This window comes from Paenibacillus sp. JL3B1040 (genome assembly GCF_057063165.1).
On the sequence record NZ_CM169317.1, the window covers coordinates 1877307 to 1894757 of the forward strand.

Here is a 17451-nt window from a genome sequence, read left to right on the forward strand (position 1 = left end):
CTTCCGATTCGATTACGGCTGAATGGGATCTTCCTCTGCCGGACCGGCTCCATTATCGGTTTGCGTGTCGGTTTCGTCGGTTTTCTTCTTCTTGCCGCGTTCCGGCCTCTCCGGTTCCGGGAAAATATAGCCGGTCGCTTCTTGAATATGTACAAGCTTGGCATGCAAGCCTTTGACTTCGCGCTGCAGCCGGTAGCCGCGGTAAATGCCAAACGACCCGACGATGATGCCGCCGAGCAGCGTACTGCCGAGGATCAGCAAAATCAGCGGGAGGCTGACCGAGCCGAACAACAGATTCACCCGCACCGGATCGACGTTGATCACGGCAAACACGGCGGTAATCAAGGCGAAGATCAGCGCCAAAATCAGGGACCATTGAATCTTCATGAGGGTACACCTCCTTCTAGGACAGTATAAAATCCCTTGTCCGTTAAGGGCAAGGGATTTTATGGTAGCCATTGGTCAAGGACGTTAGTTCGTCAATTGCTCCATTTGCGCGATGACGTTCTCGAACACGCTCATCGCTTCGCGGATCGGCTGTGGCGAGGACATGTCGACCCCGGCTTTTTTCAGGATATTGATCGAATAGTCGCTGCCGCCGCTCTTCAGGAATCCGAGGTAACGATCCACCGCCGGCTTACCTTCCTCAAGAATTTGCTTGGAGAAGCTCGTCGCCGCGGAGAAGCCGGTGGCGTATTTGTACACGTAGAAGCTCGTGTAGAAATGAGGAATCCGCGCCCATTCCATCTCGATATCCCGGTCGACGACCATATCTTTGCCGTGGTATTTCACGTTCAAATCGTAATAAATCTCCGACAGTTCCTGCGGCGTGAGCGACTCGCCGGCTTCGGCGCGCTCGTGGATCAGCTTCTCGAATTCGGCGAACATCGTTTGCCGGAATAACGTCGTCCGGAACTGATCGGCGTAGTAGGTTAGCAGGTACAGCTTTTGCTTCGGATCGGTCGATTTCTTGAGCAGATAATCCATCAGCAGCGCTTCGTTGGTCGTCGAGGCGACCTCGGCCAGGAAGATGGTGTATTGTGCGTCCCGATATTTCAAGGCTTCGTCCGAAAAATAGGAATGCAGCGCGTGGCCCATCTCATGCGCCAGCGTGAACATGCTGTTCAGATTGTCCTTGTGGTTGAGCAGCACGTAAGGATGGGTGCCGTAAGCGCCCCAACTGTAAGCGCCGGTGCGTTTGCCCTCGTTTTCGTATACGTCGATCCAGCGATTGTCGAAGCCTTCGCGCAGCACCTTCAGGTATTCCTCGCCCAGCGGCTGCAGCCCTTCCTCGACCATGTTCTTCGCTTGCTCGTAAGAGATATCCCACTTGTATTCCTCTACGAGCGGGGCGAACAGATCGTACATATGCAGCTCGTCAACGCCCAGCAGCTTCTTGCGCAGCTTCATGTAACGCTGCAGGAGCGGGAGGCTTTCATGGACAGCGTCGATCAGGTTCGTGTACACTTCCTTCGGAATATTGTCGCCGTACAGGGACATTTCCAGCACGGAAGGGTATTTGCGCACCCTTGAATAAAACATGTTCTTATTCACATTTGCGCTCAGCGTGGAGGCAATGGTATTTTTCTGCTTGCGGTACGTTTCGTAGACGGCTTTGAACGCCCGTTCGCGCACTTCGCGGTTCGGGTTCTCCAGGAACTGGATGTAGCTGCCGTGGGTCAAATCGACTTCGTTCCCGTGTTCGTCCTTGATCTTCGGGAACTTCATATCTGCGTTGTTGATCATGCCGTAAATTTGCTGCGGCGCTTGCGATAAATTGCCGACCTGGGCGAGCAGCGCTTCTTCCGTTTTGCTCAGCACATGCGCTTTCTCGCGTTTGATTTCCTGCAAGGTGAACTTGTAATCCGCAAGCAAGGGATCGCTAATCAGCTTGTCGAGCTCCTGCTCCGGCATGGCCAGAATTTCCGGGGTAATAAAAGACAAGGCCTCGCTGACTTCCACGCTTAATTTTTTGGCTTTTTGCACCAGGGCCTGGTATGTAGGGTTCGTCGTGTCCTCATCGTGATTGAGATGGGCGTATACGTAAAGCCGCTCGATTCGCAAAGACAAATCGTCCTCCAGCTCGAATACGGCTTTGATGCTCTCGGCACTGTTCAGCTTGCCTTCGAATTCGGCGGCTTTGTCCTTCAGCGCTTTCAGTTCGTTGTAGGATTTGTCCCAAGCGGCTTGGTCGGGAAAAAGATCCTGCAGCTTCCAGGTATTCTCCTGCGGGACCTCGGTACGTTTCAATACAGTGCTCATCGGAATCCTCCTTTGGGTTGGGTAAGATGAAGATGCGGTTGCAGGCAGGCCTGTCGCGGCGCTGCCCGGAAATGCGGCTGCCAGCAGGCAGCCGGTCAGCAGCAGGGGGATCGCGCGTTGGATGCGCTTGGATCGCATACCGGAATACCTCCCATCATCATGTCGGGAGCCCTGGGCTTTGCCGGAACCGAAGGTCCGGCCGGCTTTGGGCATTTTCCTAGTATGACCGCCTGCTGCGGGAAATATAGGGGTCGTCAAGCAAGGAAGCTGTAAATCAACAGCCCAAACGCCACCACAATCAAAACGACGGAGGCCAAGGCAAGGCCGCGCCTAATGCGAGGCTCCAGGCGATCTTTATTCAAGATGACCACGGCGCCAAGCGCAAATGCGCAAATGATGAAAATCAGGAGGCTGGAACTATCCATAATCAATGCTCCGTTTCGTACTAAAATGGTCAGACGGCGGGCTAGACCTGCTTGAATGCGTTCATGATCTCATCCCATTCCGCCTCGTTGCCGGCATATTCCTCTTTGGGGAACCGGCGCTTCACCCAATCCATCAAGGCGGGGCGGCTGAGGAACGTATGCGACTCCTCGCCCCACTGGTCGGATATTTCGCGGAGAACGATGTATTTTCCTTGAACCTCTACCGTCATCATATTCCATTTGTCTTTTTTGTATATTTCGTGTTTTTTGATCATCTCTGGTGTTCTCCATTCTTTGGCTTTGCGTCCGCAGGTATGAAACCCGCGGAAATATGGTAATATTTTATGTAAAATGATAACTCACGCCCCCGAGGAAAGCAAATGAAACCGTACGTTTCGACGCGGGTTTTGGCCCGCGAAGGATTGGGCGAACTGGCACGTTGCATTGTCGGTGGGCATAGAGTATAATATGAGTATTCGTCAATGATGACGATTATTTTTAGGAGGTTGTTCATTTGAAAGGTACAGTTAAATGGTTTAACGCAGAAAAAGGCTATGGCTTCATCCAAGTTGAAGGTGGCGAAGACGTATTCGTACACTTCTCCGCGATTCAAGGCGAAGGATTCAAAACTCTAGAAGAAGGCCAAGCCGTTGAGTTCGAAATCACTGACGGCAACCGTGGTCCTCAAGCTGCTAACGTAATCAAATTATAAGATCACTTCCGTTTAACGGATCACTTATAAAGTTTGGTTCCAAGCGCGATAATGAAAGGCACAGCTCTTTATAGGGCTGTGTTTTTTTGTATACATAGGAAGTTAACCGCATGGTCGAACGAATTTCAGAATTGGTGACAATCCGTTGTCACCATTGCTCTGTTATAGTGAATTTAACGGGAGGGAACAAACGCGATGAAGCGGATGGACCGGATGATGGCGATCGTGCTGGCGCTGCAGCAGCGCCCGGAAACGGCGCAGTCCTTGGCGGACAAGCTGGAGGTGTCCAAGAGGACGGTGCTTCGCGATATGCAGGCCTTGACGGAAATCGGCATCCCGTTGGTTGCGCTGTCAGGGCCAGGCGGCGGCTACCGCCTTATGGACGGCTTCCGGCTGCCGCCGCTGCAGCTCGACGCCGGCGAGGCGCTGACCGTCCTGCTGGCCTTGGACGGCATGGGCAAATACGGCGGCAGTCCCTTCCGCGAGGCGAAATGGACGGTCGCCGACAAGATCCGTTCCGCTTTGCCCGAGCAGATGCTGGGGCAAATTGCTCCGCTGCTCCGGCATGTGGAGATGGAGGTGCCGGAGCGCGGCATCCAGGCGCCGTTCCTCAGCGCCTTGATGGATTACGCCGCCGGCGGGAAGTGGATTCGAGCGGAGTACCGCTCGATGAATTCTCGCCGGCAGTTGACGCTGAAACCCGTGCGCGTGTACGCCGCGCACGGGTTCTGGTATTGCGAAGCCGAGTCGCTGGAGCACGGGGAGAAGCGAACGTTCCGCGTCGATCGCTTCGTGGAGGCTGCCGAGACGTCTCCCCCACCGGATGCGGATGCCGATAGGGGAGCGGAAGCCAAGAAGGGGGATACCGCTGCGGCAGCCGACAGGGAAGATTTCCGGATACAGGTGAAACTGACGTACCGGGGATCGCTGCTGGCGGAGCAGGATCCGCATTTTGGCCAGGAGGTTCAGCAAGCCGGGGAGGAAGAATGGCGATTGGACTGCATCCTGCCGGGCTCGGAGTGGGACTGGGCGGTTTCCTATTTCTTCGCTCTCGGCATGGATGCAGAAGTTCTCGAACCTCAGACGCTGCGTGAGGAGCTTCATCGGCGGGCTGCGGAGCTGGCCGAGCTGTACCGGACTTCGTATGTGAAAGGATGGGAGGGATGCAATTGAAACCAAGAATGACGGTATTAACGATCGGTGTGGAGGATTTGGAGAGCGCGCTTCGATTTTACCGGGATGGTCTCGGCTGGGCGACGGACGGGATCGTTGGCCAAGAGTTCGAGCACGGGGCCGTCGCCTTTTTCGATTTGCAGGCGGGACTCAAGCTGGCGCTGTGGAAGCGGGAAGATATCGCACATGATACCGGCCTGACGCTCGATGCTCCAAGTTCGACGGAGTTTACGCTGGGGTATAATGTGGCCGCGAAATCGGAAGTGGATCAGGTGATGGAGCAGGCCAAGTCGGCGGGGGCCAAGATCGTCGTTCCGCCCCACGATACGTTTTGGGGCGGGTACTCGGGGTATTTTCAAGATCCCGACGGGCACTTATGGGAAGTGGTCTGGAATCCGGATTGGGTATTCGAAGCCTAAATGGGGAAGGGAAATGAGGAGTATGAAAGAGCGGGACGCGTTGGAACGAGCCGGTACCTTTATTTATTCACATGCCCGGCTGTTGGATCGCAAACGGTTTGCTTACCATTTTGAAGGAGGGGCTGCGGGGGAGGTGCTGGGTGCGCTTCGCCCGTACCAGAACGAGGATGGAGGCTTCGGCCATGCGCTCGAGCCGGATATGCGCGGCCCGCACAGCCAGCCGGTGGCCACCGAGACGGCGCTCCTGGTGCTGCGCGAGGTCGGCGGGTTGGGATCGGATCTGCTGGACGGGGTGATCCGCTATTTGCGGAGCATGACGCTTCCTGGCGGCGGTCTGCCGCGGGCGACGACGGAAGTGAACCGCTATCCGCACGCGCCTTGGTGGACCACCGAGCAGGATGGGGTTCCTTCAATCAACCCCACCGGCAGTATTGTCGGCATGCTGTTGGAGCAGCGGGAACGGACCGATTTTGTCAGCGAGGACTGGTTCCAAAGCCATATCGCCTTCCTGTGGGACAAGGTGGAACAGGGGCTTCCCGGCGATTATCACGATGCCGCGCAGTGGATCGCTTTCCTGCAGCATGTTCCCGATCGGGAGCGGGCGGCGCCGCATCGATCCCGGCTGGATGCGTGGCTGACGGGTCCAAACGGAATCGAGACCGATCCGCGGGCGGAAGGGTACGTCCACAAGGTGCTGGACTACGCCCCGACGCCGGACAGTTATGCGGCCAAACTCGTCTCCGAGCCGGAGGTGCAGCGGCATTTGGATTGGCTGCTCGACACGCAGCAGGAAGACGGCGGCTGGGCATTGACGTTTCCGGCGGTGAGCCCGGCCGGCGAGCAGGAATGGCGCGGCTGGCTGACCGTTGAGAATTTGAAGACGTTGAAGGCTTACGGCCGTTTGTCCTAGATTGGATCAAAAAGAGGCTCTTTCCGTTACATTGCGGAAAAGAGCCTCTTTGAGCTTCAAGCTTAATCGACGATCCGCAAAATATCGGCGACTTCCTTCCGAGGCACCGGCTTCGGCGAAATCGCCGGATGGCCCAGCGCGATCACCATGTTCACGCCGCGGTCGGCGGGAATGTCGAGAAATTCGCGGAGCTTGTCTTCCGCCAGCAGCACCGGTCCGGTCATTGGGCAGGTGGCGAGGCCTTTGGCGTGCGCGGCGAGCATCAGGTTCTGCGCGGCCAGACAGCTGCTCTTCAGGCCTTCCTCTTCCCAAACCTCGGAAGCGACGAAAGCAATCGGGTCAAAAATTTTCTCGCGGAACTTGGACGTATACGGCGTGGACAAACATACGATCAACGCCGGCGCGCCGGAAAAGGCGGTAGCGTAAGGACCGAACGATTTCACGAGCAGCTTGGCCTCTCGCTCCAGCCCTTGTTCCGCAGCGCGCGCTGCGGTTTCATGCAGGCGGTCCCAGGTGAAGTCCTCGATCTGTTTGATTTTGTCGGCGTTCATGACGACGACGAATTCCCAGGTTTGCGAATTCGTATCGCTGGGCGCATAACGGGCGCAGTCGATGAGATCCTCGATATCGGAGAGGCTGACGGCTTCTTCAGTAAATTCCCGGATGCTGCGGCGGGCTTGAAGGATGTCCCGGAACAAAGCGAACTCCATGCGTTTTCACCTGCTTTTTCATATTTAATACCAGGTACTATCATCTGATAATAACTATTATATAGGAAGACTTGTCCTTTGAACAGGGATAGCGTCGATCGAACTTTCTTAGGCTTTATGTTCGTGTTTCGAGCGGGCATTCTCGCCCGGTTCCTTCTGGAAATAGCGGCTGGCAAATCCGATGAACGCAACCAGCGAAGCGCCCATCGCCGCCAGGTAGAACGGCTGCCGGCCCAGTTGTTCGAACATCACGCCGCCGAAGGTCCCGCTGAGAAGCCCGGCCAAGCTGGACCAGACGATGGTGTACAACGCCATGCCGGTGGCCCGGAATTCGTCGGGAATCAGCCGGGTGAGCATGCGGATGGCCGTGACGTAGAAGATGCCGAACGTCACGCCGTGCATCGCCTGGATGGCGAGGATGCCGTAAGCCGATCCGGTCAGCCCCATCAGCAGGAACCGGACGGCGAACAGCAGGCTGGCCAGCAGCAGGAGCGGCAGCTCCTTATATTTCTCCCCATGGAAGCTAAGGTAGATGAATACGGGAATTTCCGACAGCGAGGAGGCGAGCATCGCCCAGCCGATGAGATTTTCACCTGCGCCGAGCTCCTTCAGACTGATCGAGATGAACGCCTCGTTCATCCGCATGCCGATCGCCAGGCAGAAAACGCAGCCGAAGAACCATAGCAGCTCTTTTTGCCGCAGGATCGCCCAAATGCCGGACAGATCCATCTTGGACACGGACGTCGGTTGGTCCTTCACGAACAGGATGAACACCAGCGCGAGTCCGGCGATGGCGATCGATACCCACATCGTATTCGAGGAGCCGACCCGGGCCAGCACATAACCGATGACCAGGGCAAAGAAGGCATATCCGAACGAGCCGAACAGGCGGATGGAGATGAAATGGATGCCATGCTGCTTGGCCGTCGAGATGACGATCGTGTCCGACAGCGGAAAAACGGGATAGAAGAAGAAGTAAAACACCGTAATGACCGCCATGATGACGGAAAACGAGGTGGAGGCGGACAAAATAAACGTCAACGCAATTTGGCCGACCAGCAAGAGAAGCAGGATCTTCTTGATCGTTCGGTAACGGTCGCTGGCCAGGCTCCACAGCAAATTGGATACGAGCGAGATCATCGGACCCAACGCGTACAGCAAGCCGATTTGGCTGGTCGTAAATCCAAGCTGGGCGTAAAATAGCGGGAAATAGGAGGAAACAAGGACACTTGTTCCGTATATTGTAAAGGTAAAGGCGCGCAGCCATCCGATATCGGTGCGGGCCGTGGTTTTCCGGTTCATCGGGTTTCGTACTCCGTTTCTGCAGTCAAATCGTTGTGCCTTTTTGGTCGGTATGCTTGCAAGTATACCAGAAAACAAGGGGGGCGGCGGCAACAAATTTACGTTCCGTTTGCCTAATCCCTTATACTGTTCTTATAAGGAGGAGGCTATCGTCATGAATGATTGTTTTGTTTACGATGCGCGGCTGGACATTCACGTGCCTGTGCTGGAGCGTCCCTTTGACGAATACGAGCTGGAGGAACGGCTGGCGATGATCGCCTATTGGGAGGAGATCCGCGGGCGGATCCCCAGCAAAGTCATGTTGCTGGAACGGTCGATCGAGGATATGCTGGGCGAAATGAGCAATGAGTCCGATTTCGAGCGCAGTTGCCGCCTCAACGGCGAAATCGCCGAGCTGGCCAGCCGGATCAACGACCTGCATATCTGGTACCGCACGACCCAGGAGGAGCCCTCCGTCAAAAGGCATTTGTGATTTTGTTTATTTGTGCTAAAAGTTGGATCATATTATAATATAGATTGGTTTTCAGATAGGCCGTATTTAACAACGCAGTGGAGGCAGGCCATTGATTGAACTTGAGCAAAGCCGAAACCAATTCCCGAAGGAACCGATTCGGCTGATGAGCCGGGTATATAAGTTTATTTTGCCGGATGTCCGTCAGCAGTTGGATAGCTGGAAGAAGGAAGCCGAAGCGATCCCCGACCCTGAGCTTAGGCGGCAGGCTTTGGCCAGCATCGCCACGAAAGAGTTCCATTGCCAGGGCGGCGCCGTCTATGCGGCCGCGAACTTGCCGATGCGCCACGTATTGATTCCACTCATCGTTGCATTTCAAACCATCAGCGATTATTTGGACAATTTATGCGACCGGAGCACTTCCAAGGATCCTGAGGATTTCCGGCTCTTGCACCAGAGCATGCTCGATGCGGTGAACCCTGGCGCCGCGCTGCGGAACTACTACGCCCTGCGCGACGAGCAGGACGACGGCGGTTACCTGCACCGGCTGGTCGGGACTTGCCAGGCGTATATCGCCGAGCTTCGCGGCTACTCGGCGGCGATGCCGTACGTCGTCGATTTAGTAGGACTTTATACCGACTTGCAGGTGTACAAGCATATCGATCCGCTGGAGCGCGAAGCCAAGCTGTTGGGCTGGTGGGCGAACCACGAGTATCGTGCGCCGCATTTGCGCTGGAACGAATTTGCGGCAGCTACGGGTTCAACCCTCGGGGTGTTTATGCTGTTTTTGGCGGCAAGCCACGACGAGCTGGACGAGAAAAGCGCAAAAACGATCCACGACGCTTATTTTCCGCATGTGTGCGGGTTACATATTATGCTGGATTACCTGATCGATCAAGCGGAGGATGAAATTGGCGGGGATTTGAATTTTTGCAGTTATTACGACAGCAAGGAAACGATGTTGGGCCGAATCACGTTGATCGTCGAGGGGGCGCGGCGGGATATCCGCACGCTGCCCGCTTCCTCGTTTCATAGAATGATCATTGAAGGCTTGCTGGCCCTTTATTTGTCCGACCCGAAGGTCAGCCAGCAGAACGAAATTCGCGAGGTTTCCAAACGGTTGATGCGCCGGAGCCCGCTGATGCGATTGTTCTTCTTCGCTAACAGCCTGTGGATTCGCAAGCATCTTTAGCATCTTTAGCATCTTGTGCAGAGTTCACTTACTTATAACCGAATTAGGAGGAATTATTATGTCAGCAGTTAAAAAAATCGCAGTGCTTACCAGCGGAGGAGATTCCCAGGGCATGAACGCGGCCGTACGCGCCGTCGTACGGAGCGGGTTGTTTTACGGCCTGGAAGTGTTCGGCATTCAACGCGGCTATCAGGGGTTGCTCAACAATGACATCTTCCAAATGGACATCCGCAGCGTCGGCGATATCATCCAGCGCGGGGGAACGATTCTCCAGTCCGCCCGCTGCCTGGAGTTCAAGACGCCGGAAGGCCAACAGCGAGGCGCGGAAATTTTGCGCGAGCACGGCATCGACGGCCTGGTCGTCATCGGTGGCGACGGTTCCTATAAAGGGGCCGAGAGGCTGAGCAAGCTGGGCATCAAAACGATGGGGCTGCCGGGAACGATCGACAATGACATTTCGTATACGGACTACACGATCGGGTTCGATACGGCGGTCGGCATTGTGGTGGACGCGGTCAACAAGCTGCGCGACACGATGTCCTCCCATGAGCGGGCTTCGGTCGTGGAAGTTATGGGCCGTCATTGCGGCGATATCGCGCTGCATGCCGGATTGGCCGCAGGCGCGGAAACGATCCTCGTGCCGGAGGTGCCGTTTGACTTGAACGAAGTGGCAGACCGCATGAAGCAGAACTTCGAGAAAGGCAAACGCCACAGCATCGTGATCGTGGCCGAAGGCGTCGGCAGCGGCGAGGATGTCGTGCAAGCGATCAAGCAACGCCAGCCTTCCGTAGAACCGCGCGCCACGGTGCTCGGCCATATCCAACGCGGCGGTTCGCCAACGCCGTTCGACCGCAACTTGGCCAGCCGTCTCGGCGACTTCGCCGTGCGCAGCTTGATTGCGGGCGAGTCGAACAAGGCCTGCGGCATGATCGGCGGCGAAATGGTGCTGACCGACATCGAGAAGGTGGTCGGCAACAAGAAGCCGTTTAATATGGAATTGTACGAGTTGGCGTCGCGGTTGTCGCAATAAATCGTTGGGATAGATCGCTAGACAAGAAGCCGAACCGGGTGTACTCCCGGTTCGGCTTCTTTGGCGTGTGCGCCCGGCATGGGCGATAACTAGGCGGTGAAAGTCCGCTACAGGCTTGGCAGTAGGAACTGTTAGCTGAAGGCAAGGGTGTCGGTCGCGAGGCCGAATCTGAAGGAAGCCGGAGGCAAACCCTCGGTCTGACGAACAGAAATCACATATAAGGCATGATGAGACGGACGAGCTTGCACGTCAAAGTAAAGTCCAATACTGCCCGAATCTCATCATGTAGATGTGGCAAATGGATGAGGGGAAAGTTATCGCCCTTACCCGGGGAGGTCTCACAGACGTGGAGTAGGAAGAAAAAAAAAATCCGAAACATGGAGTAAAGCTTGCTGTGAGAAGTCAGCAGACGCCATAGTACGCTTGCCGCGACGGCGAGCGGAAGGGCTGAACAATCGTAAGTCTTGAGTACAGACCGAAAGGAGAGTCGACGCGATGAAAGCAGAATACCGAAAGGGCTGCCGGCAAAGAGATAGCGTGGAACGCGAAGGGTATGCAGGAGTGCGGAGCATCGAAGCTCGGGAAGGTAGAGAAAGAGACGGTGCAACCGAACTGATGGAACGCATCCTGGACAGAGAGAATCTGAACCGAGCGTACAAACAGGTCAAGCGCAACCACGGAGCGCCCGGAATCGATGGGATGACTGTCGAAGCGGCACTGCCATGGCTGCGTGAAAACAGAGAGGAACTCCTACAAAGTATCCGGAATGGAAGTTATCGACCGAGCCCGGTACGGCGAAAGGAAATCCCCAAACCAGATGGAAGCGGCGTGCGAAAGCTAGGCATTCCGACGGTCGTAGATCGGGTGATTCAGCAAGCCATCGCTCAAGAGCTGCAACCCTTGTTCGAGCCGCGCTTCTCGGAAGGCAGTTACGGCTACCGCCCGGGGCGAAGCGCGCAGCAAGCCATTCGAAAAGTAAAAGCGTATGCGGAGCAGGGCTATGGACAAGCGGTCGAAATTGACCTGTCAAAATACTTCGATACGCTGAACCACGAGCTTCTGTTGAATCTCTTGCGCAAACAAATCCAGGACAAACGCGTCATTGATCTGATCAAGAAGTACCTGAAAAGCGGAGTCATGGAGAACGGCGTGTGCCGGGCAACGGAGGAAGGTTCTCCCCAGGGCGGCCCGTTGTCCCCGCTGTTGGCCAACATCTACCTGAACGAATTTGATCAGGAGATGGAAAGCCGAGGCGTGAGGGTCATCCGCTATGCGGATGACATCGTGGTATTGGCGAAGAGCAAACGAGCAGCCATACGGCTGCTGGAATCGAGCCGGACCTATTTGGAACAGAAGCTAAAGCTTCAAATGAACACGCAGAAGAGCAAGGTCGTCAGTGTTGTGGCGCAGAAGCACTTCAAATTCCTCGGATTTGCCTTGGGGAAGAACGGAAGGGGCATATACGTACGCGTACATCGTCAAGCGCTGACCAAGGCGAAGAAGAAGCTGAAAGAGCTAACGGGTCGAAGCCAAGGCAGGAATGCGCGGCAGGTGATGGAAAACGTAAAGGTCTACATTCGCGGATGGATCGGCTATTTCTACGTAGCGGATATGAAGCGGATTCTGCAAAACTGGAATGAATGGCTGCGAAGACGGATGCGGATGTACATCTGGAAACAGTGGAAGAGACCGAAAACGAAGGTGCAAAACCTGCGCAAGCTGGGGGTGCCGAAGTGGCAGGCCTACCAATGGGGGAACACAAGGCTGGGCTACTGGCGAATAGCCGGAAGCGCAGTATTGAATCGCTCTGTAACAAACGAAAGGCTCGCACAGGCGGGTTATTATGACTTCCCTGCCCAATACGAGCGTCTACGTCAATAGCACTCAATGCGATTGAACCGCCGTGTACCGAACGGTATGCACGGTGGTGTGGAAGGTCGGCTACTCAATTAATGGGTAGCCTCCTATCCGATTGAGGCAGGCTGTGTTCGCCGAAATAAGCCTCAGCCTTGTTTTGGGGAATTGTTTTGAGAGTTGTTATAGGGAAGTGTTGTAGGAAATGTTGTATTTTTTACAGCATTTTTCTACGGTTCCTGGGGCGGATGGCCACAATATTGCATAACGTACAACAATCCAGCCGCAACCAGTCGAATTCGCTCCAATTTGTTGTACGAAATACAACAATCAGCGATTTTTAAGGTGCTTTGTACCTGAAATGTTGTATGCAATACAACATTTGACGGTCTCTTGAGCGAAGAGTTCTTGCCTCTGCCTGACCAGGCTAGGCGAGCCCTCCGGCTTCTGCTACAATCGAACGATAGAGATGCTGAAGGGGGAAGCTAAGCATGTATCTGTATCGCTTGGAGGCCGACACCTCCGCCGGTCCGTTTGTGATCGTCATCGCGGCTGAAGGGGAGGCGCAGGCGTTTGCCGCGGCCGAAGCGCATGTGCAGCGGCAATTGCTGTCTGCCCCGGCGGTGACGGAGCTGTCGATCGTGGAGAAGAAGCGGATCGCGCCAGGGGCCGGCTACGTGGTGGCAGCCGGAAACGAGCAGCGTTAGCGCTGAAGAGACGAAGCCCGTGACCATCTATCGGTCGCGGGCTTCGTCGCATTTTATCGGGCGTCCGCCGGATGAACCTGACGGCTGGCGAAGCGGCGCTGGATCACCACCAGGCGATACAGGAGCAGAACGGCGGCAACAGCCAGGCCGGTGATGAGACCGATCCAGTAACCGTAAGGTCCCTGCGACGTGTAGTTGGCCAGGACGAACCCCAGCGGCAGTCCGATGATCCAGTAAGCCAGCAGGGAAATCCAGAAGCCGGGGCTGACGTCTTTATAACCGCGCAGCACGCCTTGCGTTGGTGTGGCGATGGCGTCGGAGATCTGGAAGAAGATGGCGTACACCAAGAAGTGCTTAATCAGCGAGACGACCTCCGGTTCGCTCGAGTAGAGCTGCGCGACGCCCTGGCGGAACAACATCAGCAGGACGGCGGTCGCGAGCGCCAGGCCCGCGGCGGTTCCGACGCCAAGGGCCGCGTATTGCCGGGCGTCCTTCAGCCGGGCGGCGCCAGTCTCGAAGCCGACGAGAATCGTCAGCGCCAGGCAGATGCTGAGAGGGATCATATAGAGCGTCGAGGCGAAATTGTTCGCCGCTTGATGGGCGGCGATCGTCAGCGTGTCGAATCGGCTCATCAGCAGCGTCACGGCGGCGAAGACCGCCGTTTCGAAGAAGATGGCGAAGCCGATCGGCACGCCGAGATTCATCAGCTCGCGCCATTTGGCCAGCGAGACGCGATGTAGCTTGCGGAAGACGCCGTACGAGGCGAACGGTTCCTGCCGATGCACGATCCACAAAGCGATGAGAAAGATGCACCAGTACGTAAAGGCCGTGGCGATCCCGGAGCCGATCCCGCCGAGGCGGGGAAAGCCGCCGTGTCCGAAAATGAGCAGATACCCGGCGCCCACGTTTAACGGAAGCGAGATTAGCGTGATCATCATCGATATCCGAGTTTGTCCGAGCGCGTCGATAAACGAGCGCAGCACGATATAACCGAACAAAGGGACAATTCCCGTGGAAATCGCGACCAGAAAATAGAAAGCGACATGATGCACCTTGGGTTCCAGATCCATCGTGTTCAGCAAGGGAGAGATCGAAAATGCCCCGGCGAGCAGCACAACCAGACTCACGGCCACAGACAGCCAGATCGCTTGGAGGACGTGATAGCCCACCTTGTCTCTCTGTCCGGCGCCAACCAGTTGCGAAACGATCGGCGTAATGCCCATCAGGATGCCGCTGAGTCCGGTTTGCACCGGGACCCACAGGCTTGAGCCGATGGCCGTGCCCGCAAGATCGGCCGGACTGGCGTGGCCGGACATCATCGTATCGAAGAAGGTCATCAGTGACATCGTCACCTGGGTGATGAGGATCGGGATCAAAATGCGTAAAAATTGCGCGTACTTTTGCTTTAAGGTATAGGTTTGATTCATAAGCCGACATAACTCCGATCATCAAAGGTTTGCGTCTTGAAGTCAAAAGCAGCCAAACCAAACCCGGGCATAAAGGCCCGGGTTTGTCGGCTTGCAGCTTGATTATTCATAAGCGACGCCGGAAGTATAACGGTTGGAGGCGTTCCATAGCAGAAACTCCTCCACCTTCATTTCCTTCAGCGCGCGAATTTGTTCTTCCACTTCATGCTTTCCGTATTTGATATAATGGCCGCTGCCCAGCCAACTGGCGGTAAAGTCCTGAATCCACGGCCGAATGATCGGCTGATCATCGCCCAGCTCGGCGAGCTTCGTCTGCGTATCCTGCACCGCGCCCTTAATCGTCTGGTAAGGGGCTTTGTCGGGATCCTTGGCGTTAAACCAGCCGGTCGTATAATGGCTGGGGTAGATCATTGGACATATCACATCGACGTTGTCGGAGATGCTCACGAAGTCCTGACCGATCCCTTCGGCCGCAGGCACCGATGCCGCGTACCCGAAGATATCAACGGAGACCCGGATACCCAACGGTTCCAGCTCCTCTTTGGCATATTTGACGAAGGAGGAGACGGCGTCGACGCGGCTCATCTCATTTTTTGCATAGCTTAGACTGTCCGCCCGTTTCTCGAAGCCTTCGGGGAAACGCACGTAGTCAAATTGAATTTCCTTGAAGCCAAGCTTGACCGCTTCCTTGGCGATGGCGATATTATAATCCCAAACTTCTTTGCTGTAGGGGTTCACGAAGCTGTCGCCCTTGCCGTTGCTCCACACGGATCCATCCTTGTGGCGGAACGAGAGCTCCGGGTGTTTCTTGGCCAAAATGGTATCCTTAAACACGACGATTCGGGCGATCGGATAAATATCATGCTTCTGCAAACGGGCCATCAACGCGTCGATGTCGCGAATGAACGGCTGGGGTTTCCCCAGTTTGTTGAGCTCCGGGTTATCCGTCTTGTACGTGATGTACCCCAGATCATCCTTGATATCGATAACCATCGCGTTCAGCTCGGTATTGTCGACGAGATCGACCAGTTGGTTCATGCGAGAACCCCCGGCGCTATAAGCCGTGACATAAATGCCTTTGACTTTGGGGGCATCGACCTGTGGGTCTACTTTCAAATCCGCAGGTTTGATAGGATTGTCCAGACGTCCTTCCGCTAGATTCGCCGAAAAGGTGCGAGCCACGGACGCCAGCATGGGGTTGGCCGGAACGTTCCCGGCGGCTTGCTCCTGCGGCGCGGCTCCGCTGCCCGTACTCAAGGCCAGAAGTAGTAGTGTCCAGATGATGTTCATGATATCTCTCCCTTGTTTGCACTCGCTATTCATTATATCGGAAGTAGGGCTTTCAGAAGGAACAGGAATGTCACAATTGGTAAAAAGTTTCAGAGATTCATAGCGGAAAAAAACGCAAAAAAGTCGTTTCCTTTGCCGGGGCAAAAGAAACGACTTCGTCCTGCATGAAAGCGTTACATATTTTAATGAAGAAACGCCGGGTTTTGATGCTCGCAGATGCTGAATTGAATAATCTCCAGCGCGTCCTGCGGTTCCAAGATGGTCAGGCCATCCCGGAGAAGGATCGTCGAATTCAGTTCCCTTTGGTTCAGAAAAGGCAGCATATCCGGAAACCATTTCTTGACGATCTGTTCCAGTTTTACCGTTTCCATTTCCATTTCCACATCCATCACCCTTTCCTTTCAGATTTATTCGCCGCGGAATCAATCCTAAATCGGAAAAGCAAAAAGCCTGTGAAATACGGGGTAAAGCTGAACCCTTATGAAGTTGCGTAGGAACCGCTGTGATTATTATAACAAAGAAGCGGCCGTTTGAAAACGCCGCTTCTTTCAGAGAAAACGTTTAACGGCGGCGGAACGAGCCCATCACCCCGACGGTTTCCACGATATTCACGAAGGCGGCAGGATCGGTTTGCTTAATGATTTCGCGTAATTCGGCCAGTTCATAACGGGTCGTGACGGTCATCAGCATATCTTTTTCCTTATGGGAAAAAGCGCCCTGGGTCTTCATCAGCGTCACCCCGCGAGGCAGCGTCAGCAGCCGTTCGAGCATCGCTTCGGTCTTGTCGGTGATGATGAACAACGTCACCTTGATATGGCTGATGTGGATCAAGTCGACGACCTTGCCCGAAATGTAGATGGATACCATCGAAGCCAAGGCCAAGTCCCAATTGCCTTCGAGGTAACCCATGGCCAAAATGACGATGCCGTTAAGTCCGACGATCACGTTGCCGACCGGAAAATCGCGGAAGCGGGTTACGATCGATCCGATGATGTCGAAGCCGCCGGACGATCCGCCGACGCGGAACGAGATGCCGCTGCCGATGCCGACCAGCACGCCGCCGAACACGGCGGACAACAGCGAATCCGACGACAGCAGCTTGTCCGGCGTCGGGATCAGGGCGATGAACCAGGTCGTGGCCGCAACGGATAAGATGCTTAGCCCGATAAACCGTCTCCCGAGCATAAACAATCCGGCAATTAATATCGGCACGTTATAGGCCAGATACATCGTGCTGATGCTGAGCGGAGAGAAGTAAGCGGTCAGCATCGCCAACCCCGAAACGCCGCCGCTGAGCAAATGGAGCGGCACGAGGAACAAATTGAAACCGGCGGCTATCATCGCGGCCCCAAGCACAATGACTGCCGCATTCCTGATTTCCTTGAACACCATCTTTCACCTCACGAAAATAAAGGAAGTATCCCAACCTGCTTGCTGGTATTCCATTTATGTTTTGTGCTATAATGTTTGAGATATTCTTGAGTAGGTACTCATTTCCATTTTTTAAGCTAGACCTATGCAAAATTTACAGGCGGATTGGACAGCCTATAAACGATTGAAATGGAGTTCAAAAGGTCAGTCTGATAT

19 protein-coding genes are annotated in these 17451 nt (G+C 55.1%); 9 read left to right on the forward strand and 10 right to left on the reverse strand.

The features are described from left to right. Positions 1-12: 12 nt before the first annotated feature. From ACZF99_RS08350 to ACZF99_RS08365, 4 genes are all read right to left on the reverse strand, one after another. The gene (locus ACZF99_RS08350) at positions 13-387 is read right to left on the reverse strand and encodes a LapA family protein (RefSeq protein WP_483610755.1); all 375 of its coding nucleotides are present in this window, start codon (positions 385-387) and stop codon (positions 13-15) included. Positions 388-471: 84 nt separating this feature from the next. Continuing rightward, positions 472-2262: an oligoendopeptidase F gene (gene pepF / locus ACZF99_RS08355; RefSeq protein WP_483612609.1), complete on the reverse strand. Its 1791-nt coding sequence runs from the start codon at positions 2260-2262 to the stop codon at positions 472-474. Positions 2263-2516: 254 nt separating this feature from the next. Beyond that, the gene (locus tag ACZF99_RS08360) at positions 2517-2687 is read right to left on the reverse strand and encodes a hypothetical protein (protein ID WP_483610757.1); all 171 of its coding nucleotides are present in this window, start codon (positions 2685-2687) and stop codon (positions 2517-2519) included. 41 nt (positions 2688-2728) lie between these two features. Beyond that, complete coding sequence (locus ACZF99_RS08365; protein WP_059045925.1) at positions 2729-2962, reverse strand: hypothetical protein; 234 nt, start codon at positions 2960-2962, stop codon at positions 2729-2731. A 239-nt stretch (positions 2963-3201) separates the two neighbouring features. On the opposite strand from ACZF99_RS08365, the gene ACZF99_RS08370 reads away from it, so the two are divergent. The 4 genes from ACZF99_RS08370 (at position 3202) to ACZF99_RS08385 (ending at position 5901) form a co-directional block, all read left to right on the forward strand. Next, positions 3202-3399: a cold shock domain-containing protein gene (locus tag ACZF99_RS08370; RefSeq protein WP_009222768.1), complete on the forward strand. Its 198-nt coding sequence runs from the start codon at positions 3202-3204 to the stop codon at positions 3397-3399. 195 nt (positions 3400-3594) lie between these two features. Next, positions 3595-4572, forward strand: coding sequence for a helix-turn-helix transcriptional regulator (locus ACZF99_RS08375; protein ID WP_483610760.1), 978 nt, complete (start codon positions 3595-3597; stop codon positions 4570-4572). Beyond that, positions 4569-4991 carry a VOC family protein gene (locus ACZF99_RS08380; RefSeq protein WP_483610762.1) on the forward strand — a complete coding sequence of 141 codons (423 nt, stop codon included), beginning with the start codon at positions 4569-4571 and terminating at the stop codon, positions 4989-4991. The genes ACZF99_RS08375 and ACZF99_RS08380 overlap by 4 nt, the downstream gene beginning before the upstream one ends. Before the next feature lie 13 nt (positions 4992-5004). Further along, positions 5005-5901 carry a hypothetical protein gene (locus tag ACZF99_RS08385; RefSeq protein ID WP_483610764.1) on the forward strand — a complete coding sequence of 299 codons (897 nt, stop codon included), beginning with the start codon at positions 5005-5007 and terminating at the stop codon, positions 5899-5901. A 62-nt stretch (positions 5902-5963) separates the two neighbouring features. On the opposite strand, the gene ACZF99_RS08390 is transcribed toward ACZF99_RS08385, so the two are convergent. After that, positions 5964-6611, reverse strand: a complete 648-nt coding sequence (locus tag ACZF99_RS08390; RefSeq protein WP_483610766.1) for a nitroreductase family protein — start codon at positions 6609-6611, stop codon at positions 5964-5966. A 108-nt stretch (positions 6612-6719) separates the two neighbouring features. Then, positions 6720-7913 carry an MFS transporter gene (locus ACZF99_RS08395; protein ID WP_483610768.1) on the reverse strand — a complete coding sequence of 398 codons (1194 nt, stop codon included), beginning with the start codon at positions 7911-7913 and terminating at the stop codon, positions 6720-6722. Between the two features lie 154 nt (positions 7914-8067). Between ACZF99_RS08395 and ACZF99_RS08400 the strand changes: the two genes are divergently transcribed. The 5 genes from ACZF99_RS08400 (at position 8068) to ACZF99_RS08420 (ending at position 13147) form a co-directional block, all read left to right on the forward strand. Further along, positions 8068-8385, forward strand: coding sequence for a hypothetical protein (locus ACZF99_RS08400; RefSeq protein ID WP_483610770.1), 318 nt, complete (start codon positions 8068-8070; stop codon positions 8383-8385). 91 nt (positions 8386-8476) lie between these two features. Beyond that, positions 8477-9556: a tetraprenyl-beta-curcumene synthase family protein gene (locus ACZF99_RS08405; protein ID WP_483610772.1), complete on the forward strand. Its 1080-nt coding sequence runs from the start codon at positions 8477-8479 to the stop codon at positions 9554-9556. A 58-nt stretch (positions 9557-9614) separates the two neighbouring features. After that, positions 9615-10586: a 6-phosphofructokinase gene (pfkA, locus tag ACZF99_RS08410; protein WP_483610774.1), complete on the forward strand. Its 972-nt coding sequence runs from the start codon at positions 9615-9617 to the stop codon at positions 10584-10586. Between the two features lie 495 nt (positions 10587-11081). After that, positions 11082-12467 carry a group II intron reverse transcriptase/maturase gene (gene ltrA, locus ACZF99_RS08415; protein ID WP_483606585.1) on the forward strand — a complete coding sequence of 462 codons (1386 nt, stop codon included), beginning with the start codon at positions 11082-11084 and terminating at the stop codon, positions 12465-12467. Positions 12468-12931: 464 nt separating this feature from the next. Next, positions 12932-13147 carry a DUF3906 family protein gene (locus ACZF99_RS08420; protein WP_483610776.1) on the forward strand — a complete coding sequence of 72 codons (216 nt, stop codon included), beginning with the start codon at positions 12932-12934 and terminating at the stop codon, positions 13145-13147. 53 nt (positions 13148-13200) lie between these two features. On the opposite strand, the gene ACZF99_RS08425 is transcribed toward ACZF99_RS08420, so the two are convergent. The 4 genes from ACZF99_RS08425 to ACZF99_RS08440 form a co-directional block, all read right to left on the reverse strand. Further along, positions 13201-14574: an MATE family efflux transporter gene (locus tag ACZF99_RS08425; protein ID WP_483610778.1), complete on the reverse strand. Its 1374-nt coding sequence runs from the start codon at positions 14572-14574 to the stop codon at positions 13201-13203. A gap of 102 nt (positions 14575-14676) precedes the next feature. Continuing rightward, positions 14677-15864, reverse strand: coding sequence for a putative glycoside hydrolase (locus ACZF99_RS08430; RefSeq protein WP_483610780.1), 1188 nt, complete (start codon positions 15862-15864; stop codon positions 14677-14679). A 182-nt stretch (positions 15865-16046) separates the two neighbouring features. Next, complete coding sequence (locus tag ACZF99_RS08435) at positions 16047-16241, reverse strand: hypothetical protein (protein ID WP_068786563.1); 195 nt, start codon at positions 16239-16241, stop codon at positions 16047-16049. Positions 16242-16425: 184 nt separating this feature from the next. Then, positions 16426-17256 carry a YitT family protein gene (locus ACZF99_RS08440; protein WP_483610782.1) on the reverse strand — a complete coding sequence of 277 codons (831 nt, stop codon included), beginning with the start codon at positions 17254-17256 and terminating at the stop codon, positions 16426-16428. Between the last annotated feature and the right edge of the window lie 195 nt (positions 17257-17451).

What these genes read in the sequence shown, in the direction of transcription:
- ACZF99_RS08420 (WP_483610776.1), top strand. Translation starts at nt 12,932, where the DNA reads ATGTATCTGTATCGCTTGGAGGCCGACACCTCCGCCGGTCCGTTTGTG.
- ACZF99_RS08400 (WP_483610770.1), top strand. Translation starts at nt 8,068, where the DNA reads ATGAATGATTGTTTTGTTTACGATGCGCGGCTGGACATTCACGTGCCT.
- ACZF99_RS08425 (WP_483610778.1), bottom strand. Translation starts at nt 14,574, where the DNA reads ATGAATCAAACCTATACCTTAAAGCAAAAGTACGCGCAATTTTTACGC.
- ACZF99_RS08385 (WP_483610764.1), top strand. Translation starts at nt 5,005, where the DNA reads ATGAGGAGTATGAAAGAGCGGGACGCGTTGGAACGAGCCGGTACCTTT.
- ACZF99_RS08440 (WP_483610782.1), bottom strand. Translation starts at nt 17,256, where the DNA reads ATGGTGTTCAAGGAAATCAGGAATGCGGCAGTCATTGTGCTTGGGGCC.
- ACZF99_RS08350 (WP_483610755.1), bottom strand. Translation starts at nt 387, where the DNA reads ATGAAGATTCAATGGTCCCTGATTTTGGCGCTGATCTTCGCCTTGATT.
- ltrA (WP_483606585.1), top strand. Translation starts at nt 11,082, where the DNA reads ATGAAAGCAGAATACCGAAAGGGCTGCCGGCAAAGAGATAGCGTGGAA.
- ACZF99_RS08375 (WP_483610760.1), top strand. Translation starts at nt 3,595, where the DNA reads ATGAAGCGGATGGACCGGATGATGGCGATCGTGCTGGCGCTGCAGCAG.
- ACZF99_RS08395 (WP_483610768.1), bottom strand. Translation starts at nt 7,913, where the DNA reads ATGAACCGGAAAACCACGGCCCGCACCGATATCGGATGGCTGCGCGCC.
- ACZF99_RS08390 (WP_483610766.1), bottom strand. Translation starts at nt 6,611, where the DNA reads ATGGAGTTCGCTTTGTTCCGGGACATCCTTCAAGCCCGCCGCAGCATC.
- ACZF99_RS08435 (WP_068786563.1), bottom strand. Translation starts at nt 16,241, where the DNA reads ATGGAAATGGAAACGGTAAAACTGGAACAGATCGTCAAGAAATGGTTT.
- pfkA (WP_483610774.1), top strand. Translation starts at nt 9,615, where the DNA reads ATGTCAGCAGTTAAAAAAATCGCAGTGCTTACCAGCGGAGGAGATTCC.
- pepF (WP_483612609.1), bottom strand. Translation starts at nt 2,262, where the DNA reads ATGAGCACTGTATTGAAACGTACCGAGGTCCCGCAGGAGAATACCTGG.
- ACZF99_RS08365 (WP_059045925.1), bottom strand. Translation starts at nt 2,962, where the DNA reads ATGATCAAAAAACACGAAATATACAAAAAAGACAAATGGAATATGATG.
- ACZF99_RS08360 (WP_483610757.1), bottom strand. Translation starts at nt 2,687, where the DNA reads ATGGATAGTTCCAGCCTCCTGATTTTCATCATTTGCGCATTTGCGCTT.
- ACZF99_RS08430 (WP_483610780.1), bottom strand. Translation starts at nt 15,864, where the DNA reads ATGAACATCATCTGGACACTACTACTTCTGGCCTTGAGTACGGGCAGC.